Origin of the sequence: Rhodanobacter aciditrophus (assembly GCF_042679525.1) — a bacterium.
GTDB classification, from domain to species: Bacteria; Pseudomonadota; Gammaproteobacteria; order Pseudomonadales; family Marinomonadaceae; genus Marinomonas; species Marinomonas aciditrophus.
Map to the genome: position 1 here is coordinate 99289 of NZ_JBHTMN010000004.1, position 21563 is coordinate 120851.

18 protein-coding genes are annotated in these 21563 nt (G+C 48.1%); 6 read left to right on the top strand and 12 right to left on the bottom strand.

The features are described 5' to 3' along the window. The first annotated feature begins 18 nt into the window (after positions 1 to 18). Both cydD and ACFQ45_RS03220 read left to right on the top strand, forming a co-directional pair. Entirely contained in the window at positions 19 to 1737 is a 1719-nt protein-coding gene (gene cydD / locus ACFQ45_RS03215) for a thiol reductant ABC exporter subunit CydD (protein WP_377365278.1), read from the top strand. After that, positions 1703 to 3370 carry an amino acid ABC transporter ATP-binding/permease protein gene (locus ACFQ45_RS03220; RefSeq protein ID WP_377365280.1) on the top strand — a complete coding sequence of 556 codons (1668 nt, stop codon included), beginning with the start codon at positions 1703 to 1705 and terminating at the stop codon, positions 3368 to 3370. The genes cydD and ACFQ45_RS03220 overlap by 35 nt, the downstream gene beginning before the upstream one ends. 81 nt (positions 3371 to 3451) lie before the next feature. Here the strand turns inward: ACFQ45_RS03220 and ACFQ45_RS03225 are convergent, their stop codons facing one another. The 4 genes from ACFQ45_RS03225 to rnt form a co-directional block, all read right to left on the bottom strand. Then, the gene (locus ACFQ45_RS03225; protein ID WP_377365282.1) at positions 3452 to 3718 is read right to left on the bottom strand and encodes a YdcH family protein; all 267 of its coding nucleotides are present in this window, start codon (positions 3716 to 3718) and stop codon (positions 3452 to 3454) included. Positions 3719 to 3970: 252 nt separating this feature from the next. Further along, positions 3971 to 7504, bottom strand: a complete 3534-nt coding sequence (locus ACFQ45_RS03230; RefSeq protein WP_377365284.1) for a DUF748 domain-containing protein — start codon at positions 7502 to 7504, stop codon at positions 3971 to 3973. Between the two features lie 21 nt (positions 7505 to 7525). Further along, a complete protein-coding gene (locus ACFQ45_RS03235) occupies positions 7526 to 7894 on the bottom strand; it encodes a YbaN family protein (RefSeq protein WP_377365286.1) in 369 nt (122 codons plus the stop codon). 115 nt (positions 7895 to 8009) lie between these two features. After that, complete coding sequence (gene rnt / locus ACFQ45_RS03240) at positions 8010 to 8687, bottom strand: ribonuclease T (RefSeq protein ID WP_377365288.1); 678 nt, start codon at positions 8685 to 8687, stop codon at positions 8010 to 8012. A gap of 145 nt (positions 8688 to 8832) precedes the next feature. On the opposite strand from rnt, the gene ACFQ45_RS03245 reads away from it, so the two are divergent. The 4 genes from ACFQ45_RS03245 (at position 8833) to ACFQ45_RS03260 (ending at position 13094) form a co-directional block, all read left to right on the top strand. Beyond that, positions 8833 to 9693: a flagellar protein MotY gene (locus tag ACFQ45_RS03245; RefSeq protein ID WP_377365290.1), complete on the top strand. Its 861-nt coding sequence runs from the start codon at positions 8833 to 8835 to the stop codon at positions 9691 to 9693. 154 nt (positions 9694 to 9847) lie between these two features. Further along, positions 9848 to 11077: an argininosuccinate synthase gene (locus tag ACFQ45_RS03250; protein ID WP_377365291.1), complete on the top strand. Its 1230-nt coding sequence runs from the start codon at positions 9848 to 9850 to the stop codon at positions 11075 to 11077. A gap of 160 nt (positions 11078 to 11237) precedes the next feature. Continuing rightward, complete coding sequence (locus ACFQ45_RS03255) at positions 11238 to 12131, top strand: ribokinase (protein WP_377365293.1); 894 nt, start codon at positions 11238 to 11240, stop codon at positions 12129 to 12131. A gap of 18 nt (positions 12132 to 12149) precedes the next feature. Then, positions 12150 to 13094: a nucleoside hydrolase gene (locus tag ACFQ45_RS03260; protein ID WP_377365294.1), complete on the top strand. Its 945-nt coding sequence runs from the start codon at positions 12150 to 12152 to the stop codon at positions 13092 to 13094. Between the two features lie 68 nt (positions 13095 to 13162). Here the strand turns inward: ACFQ45_RS03260 and ACFQ45_RS03265 are convergent, their stop codons facing one another. The 8 genes from ACFQ45_RS03265 to rsxB all read right to left on the bottom strand — a co-directional run bounded on the left by ACFQ45_RS03265 (position 13163) and on the right by rsxB (position 21558). After that, positions 13163 to 13489 carry a hypothetical protein gene (locus ACFQ45_RS03265; RefSeq protein WP_377365296.1) on the bottom strand — a complete coding sequence of 109 codons (327 nt, stop codon included), beginning with the start codon at positions 13487 to 13489 and terminating at the stop codon, positions 13163 to 13165. A 105-nt stretch (positions 13490 to 13594) separates the two neighbouring features. Beyond that, the gene (locus tag ACFQ45_RS03270) at positions 13595 to 14914 is read right to left on the bottom strand and encodes an aspartate aminotransferase family protein (RefSeq protein WP_377365298.1); all 1320 of its coding nucleotides are present in this window, start codon (positions 14912 to 14914) and stop codon (positions 13595 to 13597) included. Positions 14915 to 15016: 102 nt separating this feature from the next. After that, a complete protein-coding gene (nth, locus tag ACFQ45_RS03275) occupies positions 15017 to 15652 on the bottom strand; it encodes an endonuclease III (protein WP_377365300.1) in 636 nt (211 codons plus the stop codon). A 26-nt stretch (positions 15653 to 15678) separates the two neighbouring features. Beyond that, a complete protein-coding gene (locus ACFQ45_RS03280; RefSeq protein WP_377365302.1) occupies positions 15679 to 16434 on the bottom strand; it encodes an electron transport complex subunit E in 756 nt (251 codons plus the stop codon). An 8-nt stretch (positions 16435 to 16442) separates the two neighbouring features. Continuing rightward, entirely contained in the window at positions 16443 to 17060 is a 618-nt protein-coding gene (gene rsxG / locus ACFQ45_RS03285) for an electron transport complex subunit RsxG (protein WP_377365304.1), read from the bottom strand. After that, on the bottom strand, positions 17060 to 18118 hold the full coding sequence (rsxD, locus tag ACFQ45_RS03290; RefSeq protein ID WP_377365306.1) for an electron transport complex subunit RsxD: 1059 nt from the start codon (positions 18116 to 18118) through the stop codon (positions 17060 to 17062). Before rsxD ends, rsxG begins: the two co-directional genes overlap by 1 nt. After that, on the bottom strand, positions 18119 to 20965 hold the full coding sequence (rsxC, locus tag ACFQ45_RS03295) for an electron transport complex subunit RsxC (protein WP_377365308.1): 2847 nt from the start codon (positions 20963 to 20965) through the stop codon (positions 18119 to 18121). It abuts the gene before it with no gap. Beyond that, positions 20965 to 21558 carry an electron transport complex subunit RsxB gene (rsxB, locus tag ACFQ45_RS03300; RefSeq protein ID WP_377365310.1) on the bottom strand — a complete coding sequence of 198 codons (594 nt, stop codon included), beginning with the start codon at positions 21556 to 21558 and terminating at the stop codon, positions 20965 to 20967. Before rsxB ends, rsxC begins: the two co-directional genes overlap by 1 nt. Between the last annotated feature and the right edge of the window lie 5 nt (positions 21559 to 21563).

Sequence of the window (21563 nt, forward strand, 5' to 3'; positions counted from 1 at the left end):
TAGGCGGGTATTTGAGCGATGAAGAAAAGAATTAAGACCCCAGAGCAGCAATTTCTAGCGGCGTTGCAAAACGAGGAAAGAAAGCGCTATCAAGTAGTTAAATGGTTAGGGGTCTTAATTGCTTTTGCGTTGGTTGCTCAAGCCGTTGGATTGGCAAAAGTCTTTTCCGATTTGGTATTAGAAGGACGTTTTCCTCTGACTGCAGCGCTGCTATCGGCTGCTGCGTTTCTTACTAAATCATTTGCTCAGTACTGGCGCGAGCAGCTGAGTGCCGCCGCCAGTCGGGCCATTCGATTTTCTTTGCGTCAGCGCATGATTAACCACTTAACCCAGCTCGGTCCACGTCGTCTCACCATTGATGAAGATGGTGGCTTGTCGACACGGGTATATGAGCAGGTGGATGCGCTGGACGATTATTTTACTCGGTATGTACCTCAAGTCTTTTTAGTGACTTTCGTACCTTTGACCATTCTTGTTGCGGTGGCTCCTGTGTCTTGGGTCGCCTTTAGCATTTTTATGGTTACAGCACCCTTGGTGATTTTTTTCATGATTTTGGTGGGGCATAAGGCCGCTCAAGCCAACCGTCGCCAATTTAATGTGCTGCAAATGTTGTCCAATCAATTCCTCGATTTGAACCAAGGGATGGGAGAGCTCAAGCGCTTAGGTCAAACCCCAAAAGCCCGTGAACGCTTGGCAATTACAGCAGAGTCTTACCAAAAAACTACCATGGGAGTGTTGCGTTTAGCCTTTCTTTCAACGGGCACTTTGGAGCTGTTTGCTTCGGTCTCTATCGCCATGGTTGCGCTCTACTTAGGGCTCGGCCTATTAGAGCAATTACCTTGGCAGGTGGGGGTGGCCCCCGTAAGTTTGTTTGCAGCGTTTTTCTTATTATTAATGGCACCAGAGTTTTATCTACCTTTGCGCCAGCTAGGGAATGATTACCATGCCAAACAAAAGGCAGAAGCTGCTGCCGTGGATATCCAAGAGCTCTTAATGACTGCCGATCAAGATGAGTCCACCCATAAACTGAACCCCCAGAGTTATCCTAGTGCCATAGGGGCGTTTATTGAGTTCAATAAGTTGGCTTGGTGTCACAATGGTCGTCAGCGGTTGCATCCTATGAGTGCTATTTTGCAACAAGGGGATAGGGTGTGGTTACGGGGTGAATCAGGTGCAGGCAAATCCAGCTTGATGACGATTCTTTTAGGCTTTGAGAAACACTTTGACGGTGGGCTTTATGTGGAAGGGGATGCCTTCCATAGTATGAACATGGCCAATTGGCGTCGCCGTTTGGCTTGGTTGCCACAAAATCCTGAGTGGGTTCAGGGCACTGTTCGCCAAAACCTAGAATTAGGAATAGGGCGCTGTACAGATCAAGCTTTATTGGATTCTTTAAAAAAAGCCCAGTGCTGGGAGTTTGTGGAAACCTTGCCTTATGGTTGGGATACCCCAATCAGTGAAGCAGGGACAGGTTTGTCCGGTGGTCAAATGCAGCGACTGTCTATTGCTCGTGCCTTGTTAAGTGATGCGGATGTTTGGTTGTTAGATGAGCCTTGCTCCGGCCTAGATCCAGACACGGCAGAGCAAGTATTGAACACCCTAGATGAGGTCAGCTTTGGTAAAACGCTGATCATCGTCAGCCATGATACCCACCCTGTCGTATGGGCAAATCAACGTTGGTTAATGACTCAGGAGGGCGTGCATGTCGAAGCGCAGACCCCAATCTCTTACGTTTAAGTCTTTATTAATTGAAAACCCATTCGGACTGCTGGTGTCTGTATTGATCGGTGCGGTGGCTAGCTTGGCTGCAGTGGCGTTGCTTGGTATTTCGGGATGGTTTTTATCCGCGGCAGGTTTGGCCAGTGTTCTGGGCACCGCTTTGGTGTTTGATTTTTTCACCCCTGGAGCATCAGTGCGATTGATGGCTATCTTACGAACGGCTGGCCGTTACGGTGAGCAGGTCTTTTCCCATGATCATTTATTGGGCTTATTACGCAGTTTGCGTTTATGGGTCTGGGATCAACGGGTGAGCACTGCCCCAGGGCGTTTGCATAAGCAAACCCGCGGGGATCTGTTGCAGCGTTTAGTGGGGGATTTGGATCAGATTATTAAGTGGCCGTTGGCGGTGGTCATGCCTTGGGTTTACAGCTTCCTTGGCTGTCTTGCTTTATTAGGATTGGCTTGGTGGGTTGCGCCGGTACTGGCCATCCCCGTGGTAGTCTTTGCCCTGTTTCAATTGTTGGTTTGGCCCTGGCTGGCAAATCGTTTAGCCCTGCAGTCTGTCTATCAAATGCAAGCGCTATCGATTCACCGTCGTAGCCGTTTTATGTCCGTGTTTTCTTCTCTCATCACCTTGACTATCCGTGGCCATTGGCAAGATTACAGCAAGCGGTTGAATACCTTAGATGATCGTCAATGCACAGCTCAAGCAGTAATCCAAAGGGTAGTGAGTCGTATTAAATTGGCGATTCAGCTGACCAGTTTGGTGTTGATTGTGAGCCTTCTAGGCATGTCTCTGCAGATCGTTAACGGTGATTTAATGTTGCAGGAAACCATTGCTGGCCCTATGTTGGTCGCTTTAGTGTTAGCAGCCTTGGGGGTAAATGAATTGGTTCAGCCCATGGCTATGGCATTTTTGGCTCAGGGGCAATCTAAGGTAGGTTTGAAGCGTTTAAACCAATTACAGCCAGAGTCTAGTCGAAAAGCAGATAGCACCCAATGTACTCCTGTGACATCTCCTGCGAGTTTGCAGCTATATGATTTTTCCGGTTGTTACCCAGGTCGCGTGATGCCACCCATTTCTATGGGGGTATATGCCAATGAGCGGGTGCGCTTGTCCGGCAAGAGTGGTTCGGGAAAATCGACTTTATTAGCGGCGTTAGCAGGGGATCTTGAAAGCAAAGGGAAGGCAAAGGTTAACGGTGAATCCTTAAGTCTCTATCAGAATGAATCATGGCGTAAAAAGGTCGGGTATCTACCCCAGGAATCCATCATCTTCCAGCAAAGCTTGGCTGCCAATCTTCGTCTGGGGGCACCAAATGCCAGTGATGGTGAGTTGCTTCGAGTATTGAGTGTGATGGGTTTAAGCGAATGGGTAGCTGCTTTGCCTAATGGCTTGGATACATTGTTGGGGGCCCAAGGTCGTGATGTGTCGGGTGGTCAAGCGCGTCGTATTGCTTTGGCGCGTATCTTACTGCGTAAGGCGGATGTGCTTTTGCTGGATGAGCCTTTTGATGGCTTGGATAGGGCCAGTATTAAGCGGGTATGTGACGCCTTGAGATCTCCTGAATTCGCTCCCAACTTATTATTATATGTCAGTCATGTGGATTCAGATTTAGATGGTTATGCCACTCAAACGATTGAGTTTTAGATGGTCATTTTCGTGATGGTAGGATAAAACAAAAATGCCGAGCAGTGCTCGGCATTTTTATTGGCTATGAGGGTCTTAGGATTAAGCCTCTGCCGCTAATTCTTGGTGTTTAATATTGCGCAGCATTTGCAACATAGTGTCTTTTAGTTTTAGACGGCGTTTTTTGAATTCCTCTTCTTCCATAGTGCTCGCCAAGATGATCTCTTGTTCCATGTTGTGGATTTCATTATCTAGGTGGTGGTATTCCTCAAACAGACGCTTAAAGTGGGCATCGTTCATTTTCAGAGTATGAATTTGATCTTTGTATTCGGGTAACTCATTTACCAAGCTGTGGTTGTCTTGCAACATGATCGTTCTCCTTCATCTTTTGCTCTTTGATTCTAGATTACGCCTTCTGTGGCTAAGGTAAATTGATTTTGGTCATATCTTTGTTTGATGCAGATTATTGTCAAAGAGGGCGCATTTTTGACCATTTTTTGAGGATAGTTTATGGCATCTAGAGGGCTAATGGAGTGAGGGGTTAAAGAGAAAGCAGGATGGAAATACATAAGCCAGTCTCTAAATGAAGAGACTGGCTTATTAATCGTATGATGGCTTTGGTTAGAAAGTTAAGGTCACTCGCGGTTGAGCATCCTGGTCTTCATCGATTGTTGGTGAGCAGATAAAGATTCGACTTGATGCGATCTCATTGTCCACTAAGTAGGCTTTTAGGCTCTCTGCGCGCTCGTTAGCGATGCCATAGAGCTTATCTTCGTCACCTTCCTGTAAGTTATCGTAGGTTAGCTCTTCATCAAGATCTTTTGCCACCGCAACGCCACAGGCTCTTAGCTCTGCTTCTGGACGGTCATTCATAAGGGCGATTAGCTGGGTTAGGAAGTCTGACTGTTCGTCATTCACTTCTGTCTCACCGTATTCGAAGTTGAGAGGTTGCACCCTTAAGCGTAGTACCTGCTCTCCGGCTAATTGAGCCAATGAAATAACGTTGGCGTATGGGACAAAGGTCTGCATCACATAAATGCTAGAAGCCTTGTATAGCCCTTGACGTACAGGTAACAGGAAGAAGTTCTGCCATTGGAATTGAGGGCTGCTAATGTCCCCCTTCAATGGCAAGTCCAGCACGATATTATCGTCGCCATCTTTGAGGGCGCCCACAGCTAGGTTGAGTGGAATCGCACCAGCTTTTAACACAGTGTTGCTGTCTTTTTTGCCCCCCAAATCAAACTGACGCAAGACGATGTGGCTATTACCGTTGAGCTGGCCTTGGTTGGCAGTGACGTTAAGATCCATGTTCAACTGCCCTGAGGCGATATTGTAGCCCAGTACATTTGCAACATACGGAGAAATGGGAGGCAGCTCTACTTCACGGACTTTGGCCTTAGCGTCCATGGTGAGTTTAGCGGCTGTGGGCTCGATCGTTAGATTACCATCAAGGCTGGCGTAGCGTCCGTTACGGGCTTTGAGTACCACATAGGTTTGTGCACCGTCGTCACGGGTATTAAGGTTATCGACAGTTAGCTCGTCAATGGTCAGATCCCGTTTGAGAGTGGGGACTATGCTCCGATCCACGAGGGTCATGGTGGATTCTGGGGATAGAATGATCTTACCTATGACCACATAGAAGTCTGGTGTGGTTTCCTTGGAAGGGCTGACTTCTGAGTTGTTTGTTTCGCTTTCGGTACCCGTGCCTGAGACTTCTTCGGTGGAGGCTACATCAGATGATTTAACTGAGCTTGGCAGAATGAGATTCTCAATGCGCTGGTTCTCTGCCAGTACTAGGTTGCTGGCAAGTTTATCCACTACGAGGCTAGCAATTTCAATACCTTCGGGGCGTAGAGCAATACGATTTATATCCAGCTGATCAAAGGTCGCAAGGGCCGGTAATTCACTTTCAGTATTGGGTTGAGATGCCACAAATTGCTGTAACTTGAAGGAATTTACGTCGGCAGAAATGTCCGTACCATTCACAGATAAAGCGGGGTTATCCAAAGCCAGTTCATCCCAGCTTGTCAAAGTGCTGCCATCGGCTAACTCTACATTCACTGTGCTTATGTTGAGGGTGTTATCTGAGGTGTTGATGTGAGTTGCTTGGTCAGATGTTCCGAGTTCTATTTTTAACTCATTTGAGGAAAACACCAACTCATCCATGATGCCTTCTAAGGTATCGGATTGGGACACAGATAAAGCGCTCATATCAATGCTGTTTGCGGTGTTATTTATCGCTGTTTGTTCCCCCTGTTGGAGGAAGTCCAATGAATTATTGAGGGTCAGACTTTCTAAACTCACGTCTGTATCAGGTTGATTGTTTGGCAGTTGTGTTAGGGACGCCTTGAGGTTGGATAATTGAAGTCCCGATTTCCCTGATAAGGCAGTACTGTCACCACCAAGTTGAGCCGCCATGTTATTTAGGGACCAATCTAAACGGTCTAAGGAGATGTCTTGGGCATCGGATTGGTAAGCGACACCCCCTAGCTGAAGCTGGGTCTTATCCCCTTGCAGCGTTAACTCTTGAGTACCAGATAAGCTACCTGAGAAGGCTGTATTTAAGGCCAGTGAGTCTAGGTTAGCTGCTTGATCAGGTTGCTTGCTTTGACTGTCCGCTGTCATCAGGGAGCCTTTGAACCCCTGCGTATCGAGGGCAAGCTCGGTATTGAAATTTTGACCTTCGTCAGACTGAGTCACTTGTGTGTTTAGAAGATTTAAAGTCAGCGCACTTAATTGTGCTGTCCCTGAGTTTGCCCCAAGATTAAGCTCTGTTAATGCTAATTCAAAAGAGTCGGTGGCGATCTGTTGTTCCGTTTCATTTGCTTTTAAGGCGACAGGCGATGAAAAACTCAGCCGGCCTAAGCTTGCGGATTCTCCTTTGGCTGTCTCCGCCGTAAGGTTGTCGCTGGTTAAAGACAAGGTGCTTTGGCCTTCTCCTTGTTGGCTGTCCGTATTGAATTTAAAACCAAGGTTGGCCAGCTCTGCTTTTAGGGTGCCAAGGCTTAGTTTGTTGCCATTCACTGTTCCTTGTAATTCTTGGGTTTCCAGTTGGCTAGCGGTATTGGCAAGTTCGATATCAGCACCGACTTTTTTAAGTTCGGTTTGACCATTGAATGCAAGAGACTTGGTGCTTAGAGATTGCTCCCCTGAGCGTATGGAAAGTCCTTTGATATCTAAGGCTGCCTTTCCTTTGACGGATAAGTTTCGGCTGCCCGTTCCTTCGACTTGGATGTTTTCCACTCGGGTGTTTAGGTTTGTCCACCCCAGCTCTTGGTTGACTTGGGTCAGGGCCGTGTTGCCACTAGATACTTGCAGTAAGGGCGCCATAAGTGAAAATTGTGGCGTATCTTGATAACGATAAATGACATTGGTTGAGCCTGCGACCTGTACGTCTGAAGCTGTACCCACTTCCATGCCTTTGGGCACGAAGTTTTGAATATCACTGGTGGATAAAGACAGGGATTTTAAGTCTAAATAGGTATCTATCTCTGAGCCGTTGGCTTTTACTTCGCCTGCAGCAATTAATTGAGCTTGGTTGAGACCTGCTTCGATGGCCAATTGCCCCATCCAGTCGTCCATATTATGGGAGACTTCGATCACGTTGAGGGAGTTTAGGTAGAAGGTATCTTCACCACGCTCAGTTCGATAGCGCACACTGATGTCTTGCATTTGAGCATCATAAATGAAAAAAGTCGGAATAGACTGCTCGTTTTCTGGCTCTGCCGTCTCTGCTGGGGCTTCTGCCTTTTTGTCTGTGTTTTGTGGAAGAGACAGGCCAGCGATTGTCATGACACCATTTTGGTTTTCTACCTGTGTGTCTAGCCCGTTCACTTCAACATGGTTTACATGGAATTCACCTTTTAACAGAGGCATAAAATCAAGGCCAATGCTGGCATGATTAAGAGTGAAGAGAGGGATGCTGTCTTTGAGAAGCTTTACATCACCAAGCTCTAACCCAATTGGGAAAATATTGGGGTTGATGGTGTCCGCAGAAAAGGACACATCGTGCTGTTGAGTATACCGATTAACGAACCACTTGGTGGCGGTAGGGATCAGGTTCCAAATTAAGGTAACGAATGTCAGAAGGATAAAAAGCGTGATTAAGGTACGTTTTTGCCATGGTTTCATGGCATGTTCAGTATGAGTCGTCATGGTATCCCTTGTGTCGTCAATCTATTCTTTGCGAAGGGGCATTCGCAGTAAATGGATGCTAACAGCGGCGCCAATCACACACAGACCAATGGTTGCCCAAAAGCGCCCAACAATGAACATGGAAAGTAGCATTCCAGCCCACATGAAAATCAGCGCTCGGTTTCTGGCCTTTTTAGGAATGCCCTGATCAGATTGCCAATCGTTAACAATGGGACCAAAGTATTTATGATTGAGTAGCCAATGATGGAAACGTTCAGAAGATTTAGAGAAACACCACGCAGATAATAAAACCAAAGGCGTGGTAGGTAACAGGGGTAGGAAAATCCCAATAATCCCCGTGATCAGAGATATCCATCCCAATGTAAGTAATGCAACTCGTTTGCCTACCATGCGTTTGCTCTCTACAAGTGATGCCTCATCACTGTCGGTCCCACAGTGATACTTATTGATACATCAAAATACCGCAACCAATGAATCTGTAACTAATATGGATTCAATAAAGAACTCAGTTATGGGAGTCCATGGCAGCGAAGGCGGATTCCATGCTGTCCGCTTGGTCATCGGTCACCAAACTCCAGCCCCCCAAACGTTTCCAGCGATTAACGATTTCGCAGAAAAGCTCAGCGGTTTTCTCCGTATCGTACTGGGCCGAGTGTGCTTTAGAGTTACTGAACTCAATGCCTGCCACCTGACATGCTTTGGCCAAAACGGTTTGCCCAAAAGCCAAGCCAGATAAAGACGCCGTGTCAAAGCTTGAAAATGGATGGAAAGGGTTGCGCTTGATTTCACAGCGTTCAATGGCTGCGTTCAAGAAACCGTGGTCAAACGCTGCGTTGTGACCCACTAAAATGGCACGTTTACAGCCGGTAGATTTTAGTTCTTTGCGGACCTTGGTAAACATTTGGTTGATGGCTTCTTTTTCCACCATGTCATCTCGGTCTGGAGCGAACGGATCAATACCTGTAAAGTCCAGTGCTTCTTTTTCAAGGTTTGCCCCTTCAAAAGGCTTTACCTTAAATTCAATGGTCTCGTGGATGTACAACTCGCCGTTTTCGTCCATTCTTAGGATGCTCGCGGCAAATTCGAGTAAAGCATCTGTTTTTGCATTAAAGCCTGCGGTCTCGACGTCGATAACTACAGGTAGGAATCCGCGGAATCGGTCTTTGATTTCGTGATTTGACAAAAGAGAATCCTTAATTCTGCCACTTGCTCAGAAAATTATGGGTAGATACCATCGGATGATAACATACATGCTAAGCCTAGAACGAGAACTGTTAACTTTGAAAGCCTCACATCTCATTACGACCTTGTTCGTTACGTCGAGCCTTATGTTCGCATCCCAAAGCATGGCTGTGACGCGTTTTGAGTCTCAGATCGAAAACTCCCAATGGTCCCTTTCTGGAGACATCTTTGCTTGCAAGTTGGTTCACCCTGTACCGCATTTTGGTGAAGGGGAGTTTATCAAGGAAGCAGGGGAGCCCATGAAGTTTATCCTGCACCCAGAAAACGAGAAGCTTGGGCCAGGGCAAGTGTTTATTATTTCCCAAGCGCCCAGTTGGATGCCGGGGCTGTCCCCTAAGACTCTTGATGTGATGCCGTACCCAGGTTACGGGTTAACGGTTGAAGTAGGGGGCAAGGTGGCAGAGCAAATGCTCACCAGTCTTGATAGAGGCTTACATCCGGTGGTGGCGGGTACCGCATGGGAGAATGGCCGCGAAAACGTAGAAGTGGCACTGAGCAACATTAATTTTAACCCTGCTTATAATGAATTTCGCCGTTGTATGGCGAGTTTGCTACCGGTTAACTTCGATCAGATTTCTCGTACTGCTGCTTTGTTTCCTACCAACGGCTCAGAGCTCACAGATCGTATTAAACGTCGCTTAGACCTGATTGCTATTTACGTGGAAGCCGATCCTACCATTGAATATATTTACATTGATGGTCACACAGACATCATAGGGACTCGTCGGGATAACCGAGAACTCTCTAAAACCCGTGCAGAGAAGGTCACAGCATATCTGTTGCAGAAGGGAGTACCTCCAGAAAAAATCGTATCCCGTTATCATGGTGAACGTTATCCAGTTGCGGATAATCGGGCTTCTGATGGACGAGAGCGTAACCGACGCGTGACCATCCGTTTGGAGCGTATGGGATTGAATCCGCAATCTTTATCTGAACCAAGCCAATAACGCCCTTGAAATATCGCTCCTAGGGGCGGATATCCCCCCGCGCCCCTTGCTAACTAAGGGGCGAAAACTTACACTAACGGCCTATTTTTAGTTTAACTGCGTGCAGTCCATTTTGATTGGGCTGTGCAGCGTCTCGTTGAGGAGAAGAAAGAGAATGTCTGACGTGAAGAAGGTAGTGCTAGCCTACTCTGGCGGCCTAGACACTTCAGTAATCGTGAAGTGGCTTCAAGAAGAGTATCAGTGTGAAGTGGTAACTTTTACCGCTGACTTGGGTCAGGGCGAAGAAGTAGAGCCAGCTCGCGCGAAAGCTCAAGCGTTGGGCGTTAAAGAAATCTACATCGAAGACCTACGCGAAGAATTCGTACGTGACTTCGTATTCCCTATGTTCCGTGCGAACACAGTATACGAAGGTGAGTATCTACTAGGTACCTCTATCGCTCGTCCTCTTATCGCTAAGCGTTTGATCGAAATCGCTAACGAGACCGGTGCTGATGCGATTTCTCACGGTGCAACCGGTAAAGGTAATGACCAAGTTCGTTTCGAGCTAGGTGCATACGCTCTTAAACCAGGTGTTCAAGTAATCGCTCCTTGGCGTGAATGGGACCTAACGTCCCGTGAAACCCTAATGGCTTACTGTGAAAAACACGAAATCCCAGTAGACTTCTCCAATGCTAAGAAGAAATCTCCTTACTCAATGGATGCGAACCTTCTTCACATCTCTTACGAAGGCGATCTTCTAGAAGATCCATGGACGAGCGCTGAAGAAGATATGTGGCGTTGGTCTGTATCGCCTGAGCAAGCTCCAGATGAGCCAACAATCATCGAGCTTGGCTTCGAAAAAGGTGATGCTGTGTCCATCAACGGCGAAGCAATGTCTCCAGCGACTATCCTTGAAACACTGAACAAAATCGGTGGCGCAAACGGTATCGGTCGTGATGACCTAGTTGAAAACCGTTTCGTAGGGATGAAGTCACGTGGTTGTTACGAGACTCCAGGGGGCACCATCCTTCTGAAAGCTCACCGTGCAATGGAATCCATCACACTTGACCGTGAAGCAGCTCACCTGAAAGATGAGATCATGCCTAAGTACGCGAAAGTGATCTACAACGGCTTCTGGTGGTCAGAAGAGCGCCGTATGCTGCAAGCATTGATCGACGCTTCTCAAGAATTCGTAACGGGTACGGTTCGTTTGAAACTGTACAAAGGTAACGTAATCGTTGAAGGCCGTGAGTCTCCATACAGCCTATTCGATAGCACAATCGCTACCTTCGAAGACGATGCGGGTGCTTACGACCAGAAAGACGCGGCAGGCTTCATCAAGCTTAACGCTCTACGTATGCGTATCGCTGCTCAGAAAGGCCGTACTTTCCTAGATCGCGACTAATCAACGCGCTCTTTGAGCTAGAATTTTAAAAACGCCCACTCTGTACAGAGTGGGCGTTTTTTTATGCCCCTTGATCTTTCCCTTGAGCCAGCTATTTTAATCAAAGCGGAAAAATGTTCTTATTGACTGTTTGGTTAATAAAATGAAAACAAGGTAGCTTATGACCGTTTTTAACATCGGTTCCATTAACATTGATCACCTATATGAGGTGGACCACTTTGTTCGCCCAGGTGAGACCATGAGCTCAACCAGCTATCAGCAAGTGTTGGGAGGTAAAGGGGCAAATCAGTCCGTCGCCTTGGCAAAAGCTCAAGCGAACGTAAAACATGTGGGGGCCATCCATCAGGGTGACCAACACATATTGCAGCAACTGAAAGACTTTGGTGTGAATACAGACGAGATTGCTCAGGTGCAAGAAGCCTCGGGCCATGCCATCATTCAGCTGACTCCTGCTGCGGAAAACTGCATTATATTGTACGCGGGTGCGAACCACACACTGACTGAGTCAGGTGTGCGCAAGGTGCTAGAAGGTGCCACAGATGACGATTGGGTGTTATTGCAAAATGAAACCAACCTAGTGGCAGAAACCTTAGAGTGGGCAAAGGCATCAGGTGCCAAGGTGGCTTTTAACCCTGCCCCTATGGACGCTGACTTAACCCGCAAAGTGTTGCCCTTTATTGACTTGCTGATTGTTAATGAAGTGGAAGCAATGGATCTTGCCAAGGCGGACACCATAGAAGATGCAGCGCGCATTTTGCCAGAGCAATACCCTGACTTAGCCGTCATGATGACCCTAGGTAAAGACGGAGTGCGGTACTTTTCCAAGGCAGAAGACTTGCAAGTGCCTGCGTTCAACGTTGAGGCCAAAGATACCACGGCCGCAGGGGACACCTTCATTGGCTTTTGTTTGGCGGAGTTACAGCGTGGTTCAAATTATGAAACGGCCATGCGGACAGCCTGTGCTGCGTCTGCTATTGCAGTGACCCGAATGGGGGCTGCACCGTCCATCCCAACGCTAGAGGAAGTCACAGATTTCCTAGCAAAGCAGAATTAATGAGATAACGAGAATCACATGACACGAAAAATTATTATTGATACGGATCCGGGTATTGATGATGCAATGGCCATCTTCTTTGCCTTTCAAGCCAAAGAATTAGAGGTTCTAGGGTTAACGACTACCTATGGCAACGTACCGGTTGAAATTGCTACGCAAAATGCTCTGACTCTGACAGAAATCGCAGGGGTTGATGTGCCTGTGGCAGGGGGTGTTGCCGTGCCGTCCAAACAAGCACCGCGTCCTTTCCCTGACTTTGTCCATGGTAAAGATGGCTTTGGTAACATTGATTATCCTGCCCCAAGCAAACAAGCCCTAGAGCAAAGCGCTGCTGAGTTCATCATTGAGCAAGTACGCAAATACCCTGGGGAAGTCACCATTGTTGCTTTAGGTCCCTTGGGGAACCTAGGTAAGGTGCTTGAGCTTGATCCTGAAGTGGCAAACCTAGTGGACGAAGTTGTTCTTATGGGTGGTACAGCCATCGAATATGGCAACGTTTCACCTGTGGCCGAGGCCAATATTATCAATGAACCCCACGCGGCGGATGCGGTGTTCACAGCGCCTTGGCAAGTGACCATGGTTGGGTTGGATGTGACCCATCAGGTATTGCTTGGCAATACTGTGTTGGAGCGTATTAAGGCGAAGAACCCAGAGCAGGGAACCTTCTTGTACGACTGCGCCCAGTTTTACATCAAATTTTACAGTGACCGCTTTGGTGTGGAGGGTTGTTACTTCCATGATGCCTCCACCATTGCTTACCTATTAGATCCTAGCATCTTTGCTGTGGAACTAGGGGCTGTGCGAGTGGCTTGTGAAGGGATCGGCGTTGGTCAAACAATCTTTGCTCCAGAAGGCATGGAATACCCAGAACCTTATTGGAACGATGTGCCAATGACACAGGTTTGTATGGAAGTTGATGGGGACAAGATGTTGCAGCTGTTTGAAGATGTGATGACAGCATAAGATTTGCTGTTAAACAAAAAGGGCGCCTATGGGGCGCCCTTTTTTATGCTGTTAAGCGTGAAATAGGGCTAGCTATGGGCTTTCACAAACTGGTCGATGAAGACTTTGTCTTCTTCTGCTATGTTGTGAAATATCATCTTGATGTAATGCTTATCATGTTCGTTTAATACATCTAGGGATGGCAGACAAATGGCTTTGATTAACTTTTGTTTGCCGTTGTTGCTGGCTTGGAGTTCAAGTTTGACCTTGGTGGAGCCTTGCAGACCACCTGGTGCTTCGACCTCAACGCGTTCTCTAGAAATGTGAGTGCAGTGGACAGCCATGCTTTTGCCATTGGTTAGAAAAAGGGTGCCAGCCCAAAAGCAACGCACATAAGGGAATTGAGATTTTGCCACACTAACATTCCGTACCAATCTTATTGACTACGATTATAGTGAAATCTTGTCCTGTGAACAGCAAAACAAGGCCTCAGGCGACTTCTTGCCTGAGGCCTTTGGTGCTTAAAGCTTGCCGAAGGATTCCCCTAGGGCATTGATCATGCGGTCTAACTCTTCTCGTTCCGCAATAAATGGTGGAGCCAGCTGAATAGTGTCACCTCCATAGCGTACGTAGAAGCCCTTCGCCCACATTTCCATAGCCACTTCATAAGGGCGGCGAGCAGGTTGGCCATCAGGTGCAGCGATGGTGATGCCCGCGGCGTAACCATAGTTGCGGATGTCAGTGATCAGTTCAGAGCTAGAACGTAGGCTATGGACCACTTCTTCCCAATAGCGGCTGTTGTTACGTACTTGTTCAACCAGACCCTGTTCTTGTATCTCTGCCAAAGAGGCTAGACCAGCGGCACAGGCAACTGGATGAGCGGAGTAAGTGTAACCATGGGGCAGCTCTAGCATGTAATCTGGGCCACCTTGCTCCATAAAGGTGTCGTAGATTTCTTCTTTGAAGGCAACAGCCCCCATAGGGATGACACCGTTGGTCACTTGTTTGGCCATAGTTATGATGTCAGGTGTTACGCCAAACGCCTCTGAGCCCGTGTTTGCGCCCATACGGCCAAACGCTGTGATGACTTCATCAAACACCAATAAAATGTCGTGTTGATCACAGATGTCACGCAAACGCTGTAGATACCCTTGTGGTGGAATAATGACCCCAGCGGAGCCTGACATAGGCTCAACAATAACCGCCGCGATGTTTGAAGCGTCGTGCATGGTGATCAAGTCCAACAGCGCATCCGCTCGCTCTGCGCCCACATCGGACATGCCTTGAGTGAACTCAGTGCCTGGGGCTTGTGTATGGGGTAGATGGTAAGAATCCAAGCCTTGGCCATAAAGAGTGCGGTTGGCAGGGATGCCGCCAACACTAAAACCAGACACCCCAGCCCCGTGGTAGCCTTTTGCTCGACCAATAAATTTGGTCTTAGTCCCTTTGCCTTTTTTACGCCAGTAGGCACGTGCCACTTTCAATGCCGTATCAACAGACTCAGAACCCGAACCAGTGAAGAAAATACGATTTAGCTCAGGTGGCATGAATTCAGTGATTTTCTCAGCCAATTGGAACGACTTTTCGTGACCGAATTGAAAAGCAGGGGAGTAGTCTAGGGTTTTAACCTGCTGGGCAACGGCTTCATTGATGCGCGCGACATTGTGTCCTAAGCCACAGGTCCATAATCCAGATAGGCCATCAAAGATGTCTCGGCCTTGGTCGTCTTTGTAAAAGCAACCATCTGCTGAGGCAATAATACGGGGATCACGTTTAAATTCTCGGTTGCCAGTATAGGGCATCCAATGGGAATCGAGCTGTTTTTGGGTGAGTTTTGACATGTGGCGTTCTCTCGTTCTGTACTTTTGATAAGCTCAGAATGCCACGTATTCAGTTTCGTTAAACGTTAACTTATTTAAACTTATTTAAGTTTTATTTAACTATTAGGTGGAGGTTTTTTCTTTGAACTCGCAAAGGTCTTCTATGGTGCAGGCATCACATTTAGGCTTGCGTGCGGTGCAAATATAGCGGCCATGGAGAATCAGCCAGTGGTGGGCATCCAGTAGAAATTCTTTTGGCACAAAGCGCAGTAGCTTGTCTTCAACCTCAAGAACGTTTTTGCCGGGGGCGATCTTAGTGCGATTTGAGACACGAAAAATATGGGTGTCGACGGCCATAGCGACTTGGCGAAACGCTGTGTTAAGGACCACGTTCGCGGTTTTGCGTCCCACACCGGGGAGCGCTTCTAAGGCCTCCCGGGTTTCAGGTACTTGGCTGTTATGCTTTTCGATCAGCATCTGGCAGGTTTTTATGGCGTTTTCAGCTTTCGCATTAAACAGACCAATGGTTTTAATGTATTCCTTTAAGCCATCTACCCCGAGTGCATACATGGCTTCTGGTGTATTGGCCACAGGAAAGAGCTTGCGGGTGGCCTTATTAACACTCACATCCGTGGCTTGGGCAGACAACAGGACAGCGATCAATAGTTCAAACGGTGAGCTGTACTCCAACTCGGTCACAGGATTTGGGTTCTCTGCTCGCAGGCGAGTGAAAATCTCTTGGCGTTTGGCTTTGTTCACTGTAATCCTCGTTTGATCGTCAACGGCTAGTCTGTTACTCGGACTCGGCGAGAAACTTTTTCTTGACCCGCTTGTGCTTTGGCGATGCGCTCTTTCTCTTTTTCATCTGAGTAGTTTTTAATGGCAATCAAGAGACCAAGACCAATAAAAGCGCCTGGAGGTAAGATAGCAAACAGCACATTTGGGTAGTCAGAAAATACCGTTAGCTTCCAGTGGGTGGCCATATCGCCAAACAGCAAGTGCATATCGGTGAATAACGTGCCTTGACCGATCAGCTCACGCATCCCACCTAATAGCACCAACACCATGGTGAAGCCTAATCCCATCATTAAGCCGTCAAGGGTAGATGGTAAGACCGGATTGCGGCTGGCAAAGGCATCTGCACGGCCGAGAATGGCACAGTTGGTCACAATCAATGGAATGAAGATACCAAGAATCTGATACAGCTCGTAAGTATACGCCTGCATGATCAGCTCAATACAGGTAGTAAAAGAGGCGATGATCATGACAAATGCCGGTAGGCGCACCGCGTCAGAGACATAGTTTCGGATCAAAGATACGGCTATGTTTGAGCCCATTAACACTATAGTGGTTGCAAGTCCTAGACCGATCGCATTCACAATGGTACTGGTCACCGCAAGTAATGGACAAAGCCCCAGTAATTGCACAAGGGCTGGGTTGTTTTTCCAGATGCCGTTGTAAAGGATTTCCCTATAATTTGGACCTTCTAATGCTGGGGTATCAGCGACATCTTCATTGGTAAGAGTTTGTTCAGCGCTCATAACTCATCCTAACGCGACAACAGCGCGTCTTCGTTTTGTTTAAAATAAATCAGCGTGTTTTTAACAGCACGGACCACGGCTCTTGGGGTGATGGTCGCCCCTGTAAATTGGTCAAATGTACCGCCGTCCTTTTTGACTTTCCAGCGACGTTCTTCTGGGTTGTCGAGAGATTTTCCTGCAAATGACAAGATCCAATCGGACTTCTGTAGATCAACCTTATCTCCTAGTCCTGGGGTTTCTTTATGGCTGATAACCCGTGAGCCGGTGACGACGCCATCACGATCTACTGCAACTAATAGATCAAGGTTACCGTTATAGCCACCCGGTGCAATGGTTTGAAAGATAATCGCTGTAACCTGACCCTCTTTGCGAGCAATAAAGGCTTTTACGGGTTCCGCTGACCCTAATAATGGGTCTGGATTCAGCATTACGGTGTCGTTGGGCAAATCATTGGTATAACGATCCGCAGGCAAAATCTCATTGAAGGCGTTTAACTGAGCAGTGACGATATTGTCTGCAATGGTGTGCTCGGTCAGTTGGTGAGTGACGGCAATCAACCCAGCAGTTAACACAGCAAATAACGCGAGACCTAAGCTGTTGCGGCGAATAGACGCTAAAATGTTCATTACTTATCGCCTCCTATGTTCAGTCCTTTCTTGGCTTTTTTATGGCCGTAAGCGCGAGGCTGTGTGTAGTAATCAATCAGAGGTGCAGCAAAGTTCATTAACAGAACACCAAAGGCGATACCGTCTGGGTAGCCACCCCAAGTACGAATGATAAAAACTAAGATGCCGATGCCGGCACCGTAAAACAGTTTACCCTTATTGCTGGTGCAAGAGCTGACTGGATCTGTGGCGATAAAGAAGGCCCCAAACATGGCAGCACCAGTGGTCAGGTGAAATAAAGGTGTTGCAGCATTGCTTGGATCGGTTACATAGAAGACCCCTGCCATCACGGCTAGAGCCGCTAAAAGAGAAACGGGTGTATGCCAAGTAATAATGCGCAACCAGATGAGCATGAGCCCCCCCGCAAGGTACGCAAGGTTTACCCATAACCAATTAGATAGGTTGGCTCCCTGTAGGCCTAGAATCGACGCAAAGGCCTCATCGTTCATCATGCCTTCTTTGTGTTTGAAGGCGTCCAAAGGCGTTGCCATGGTGTAAGAGTCTACCGTGGGTAGGGTGCCAAAGATGGCAGCAAGGCTGTCTGAGAAGCTCGGTGTTGCTCCCGCTTGCACTAACTCTGACGCGCCAATCCATTGGGTCATAGGTACTGGAAAGGAAACAAGACAGATGGCGTAGCCAACCATAGCTGGGTTGAATGGGTTGTTCCCTAGGCCGCCGTAAACTTGTTTGGCAAAAATAATGGAGAAACCAACCGCTGTGACGGTTAGCCACCAAGGCACGGTAGGCGGCAAGGCTAATGCCAGTAGTACGGCTGTTAACAGGGCGCTAAAATCTTTTAAGAAAAAGCCAACCGGGCGTTTGCGTGCTTTTAATATTAACGCTTCGCCAACCAGTGCGGTGATACAGGCAATCACTAAATTAATCAGGGTGCCAAAGCCAAACAACCAAGTTTGAACCAATAAACCTGGAATGGTCGCTAAAATAACCATCTGCATGACCCAAGCAGTGCGTTGGCCAGCTCGGTGAGTATGTGGAGAGGTGATACGCAGCAATGACATTTAACGATTCTCTTGCGTGTTGGTTAACTGTTCTAGTTTGGCTTCTTCGTCCCGTTGCTTTTGCTCTGCATCTGCCAGATCTTTTTGTAAGGCTTCTGCCTCGGGATCTGCGGCCAATAAGCGCTTAAGCTTATTAACCTGAGCTTTTGCGAGGGCGGCCGCCACTTTTTGCTTTTTCAGCTGATCTGCGATGCCAGCAACAGCATCGTTGGCTTTCTCCGCTGGATCCGCTTTGGGTGTGGATGCTGGCAAGGGGGCGCCGTTTTCAAGGGCTTGTTCCATAGCTTCTGCATGGGCTTTGGCTTTTGCGGCCTGAGCTTCTAAGCTGGCCACATCGTCAGACCCCATTTCTTTTGCTTTAGCCAAGGCTTTATCCGCCTTTTTCATAGCCGCTTTAGCAATGGCTGCGTCTATTTTTAGCTTGCGCAGGGTATCTTCGTCCGCGCTCGGCGCAGAGTTGTCAGAGCTTGGCTTGTCGGCCTTATTAGGCTTAGCGTCATCTGCTGCTGGTTGAGCTTCCAGAGCGGCTAATGCGGCTTCGGCGGTTTTAAGGTCCTTTTCAAACCCTGCAGCTTTGTCTTTAAGTTCCTGATTGTCAGGGTCTTCCGCAAGCTGTTTGTTGACCTTTTTCAGCTTGGTGCTGGCTAATGCCACATCCACTTTTGCCTTTTTATAGTCATCAGACATGGCCGGTTTTGCGGCTTTAGGGGCAGGAGCTGGGGCGCTGTTGAGTTTGGCTAATCGTTCTTCCGCTTCTTTTAGGTCTTTCTCAAACCCAGCGGCCTTGTCTTTTAGCTCCTGATTATCAGGATCTTCTGCCAGTTGTTTCTGAGTTTTCTTCAGTTTTGTACTGGCTAGGGCCACATCCACTTTGGCTTTTTTGGCTTCGTCGCTTAAAGCAGGCTTCGCTGGCGCCGCTTTAGGTGCAGGTGCTGAGTCGAATTGTGCCAGACGAGCTTCCGCTTCTTTCAGGTCCTTTTCAAACCCTGCGGCTTTGTCTTTTAGTTCCTGATTATCAGGATCTTCCGCCAATTGTTTTTGGACTTTTTTCAGCTTGGTGCTGGCTAATGCCACATCCACTTTGGCTTTTTTGGCTTCGTCGCTTAATGCAGGCTTCGCCGGTGCGGTTTTAGGGGCGGGAGCAGGGGCTGCCGCCACTTTGGCTTCTAGCTCAGCGATGTCTTTCTTAGCCGCATCTACTTGCAGTTGTAGGGCGTTGATTTCTTCCGTGTGCTCGTTTTCCTGGGCGGCCAATAGTGCCTTCTCAAGCTTTTTCAGCTTAGCGTTGGCAATGGCCAGATCCACCTTGGCTTTTTTCGCTTCGTCACTGACAGCCGGTGCCGCTGGTTTGTCGCTTGTTGCAGGGGCTGGTTTTGCTGCTTTTTTCGCAGCGGGTTTAGCTGCTGCGGCATTTTGACGTGCCAGGCGTTTGGCTTCTTTCTCCGCGGCTTCTGCTTCTTGACGGGCCTTACGTGCTTCAAAGCGTTGTTTAGCAATGTCAGATTTGACGGCAGATTCTCGGGCATCGCGGATTTCGGCTTTCGAGTGGCGGTAGTATTGCACCAAGGGAATGCTACTTGGGCAAACGTAGGAGCAGGCGCCACATTCGATGCAGTCGAATAGGTTATAGTGTTCTGCTTTTTCGTGTTCTTGGCTTTTGGCAAACCAAAGTAATTGCTGTGGCAAGAGGCTTGCTGGACAGGCTTGTTCACACATACCACAACGGATACAGGCTTGTTCCGGTGCAGGTGGTGGAAGCTCTTTCGTTGACGCTGCCAAGATACAGTTAGTGGTTTTCACCACAGGGGCTTCTGGGGTGTCTAAGGTGAATCCCATCATAGGGCCACCCATTACGAGACGATGAAGCTTTTTCTCATTTAGATCAGCATAATCGAGCAAATGAGAGATCGGCGTACCCAGTAAAACCTCGACGTTTTGTGGTGCGCCAAAGGCATCACCGGTCAAAGTAGTGTAACGGGAGATCAATGGGCGACCATGTTGAATGGCTTCGTAAACCGCCACACAGGTACCTACGTTTTGACATAGTATTCCGATGTCCGCTGGATGTTGACCACTAGGAACTTCTTTATCAGTCAGTAGCTTGATCAGCTGTTTTTCGCCACCAGACGGGTATTTAGTTGGGACGACGGCAACCTGAATGTCACTTTGACGTTCGCGGATCAATTGTTGTAACGCAGCGATAGCAGTGGGTTTGTTGTCTTCAATGCCAATGACGACATTTTCTGCGTCCACCAGGTGTTGCAGTATTTCGATGCCTAGGATCAGTTCAAGAGTCTTTTCACGGATCAGCATGTCATCTGCCGTGATGTAGGGTTCGCACTCCGCAGCATTGATAATGAAGTGGCTGAGAGGGTGCTTATGCGCCCCTTGTAGTTTCACTTGAGTCGGGAAACCAGCACCACCCATGCCGACAATGCCTTTTTCCGCAAGGTACGCCAAAACGTCAGTTTTACTGATGCTTTGCCAGTTTTCCAGTGGCTCTATATCCGTCCACTTTTCCTCACCATCTGGCGTCAAAATAATACAGATGTCGCTCAAACCAGATGGGTGCGCGATGGTGCGTGGCTCAATCCCAGTGATAGTGCCGGACGTAGGCGCATGCAAAAAGCTTGATAAAAAACCATTGTTAATGGCGATGGCTTGGCCTTTTAGGACTTTTTCGCCTTCCACGACAAGTGGACGAGAGGCCTGACCAATGTGCTGCCCTAATGGTAACAGCAGCTCTTTTGGTAATTTAGGTGTGCCCAGTGGTAGTTGTAGAGACTGAGCTTTGTTTTCTGGTGGATGAATGCCACCATGAAAAGAGTAAATCGTTGGCGTTTGCATCAGTGTGCCGCCTCCACTTGACGATCTGTGGCAATAATATTGGCTGCTTGAGCACCCACCCCTTGAGGTTTATCCCAAGACCAGGTGCGTGAGGTGACGCCCACTTCTACCATGTCGATACAGTCAACAGGGCAGGGTTCTACGCAAAGGTCACAACCGGTACATTCGTCGGAGATAACCGTGTGCATTTGTTTCGCAGCGCCGAGGATGGCGTCGATTGGGCATGCTTGGATGCATTTAGTACAGCCGATACATTCGTCTTCACGAATGACCGCTACTTTTTGTACAGGTTCTTCTTCGCCACCATCAAGGGGAATGGCTTCTACGTCAAGCAAGTCAGCTAAGGCTTGAACCGTTGCTTGACCACCCGGAGGGCAGCGGTTAATGGCTTCACCGTTTGAGATGGCTTCCGCGTAAGGGCGACATCCTGGATGGCCACATTGACCACATTGAGTCTGCGGTAGGATGGCGTCGATTTGGTCGACAATAGGGTCACCTTCCACATGGAAGCGGACATTGGCGTAACCTAAGATGGCGCCAAAGACTAACGCCAATACCACTAGAATTCCGATAGCAAGTAAAACAGTCAGCATAACGG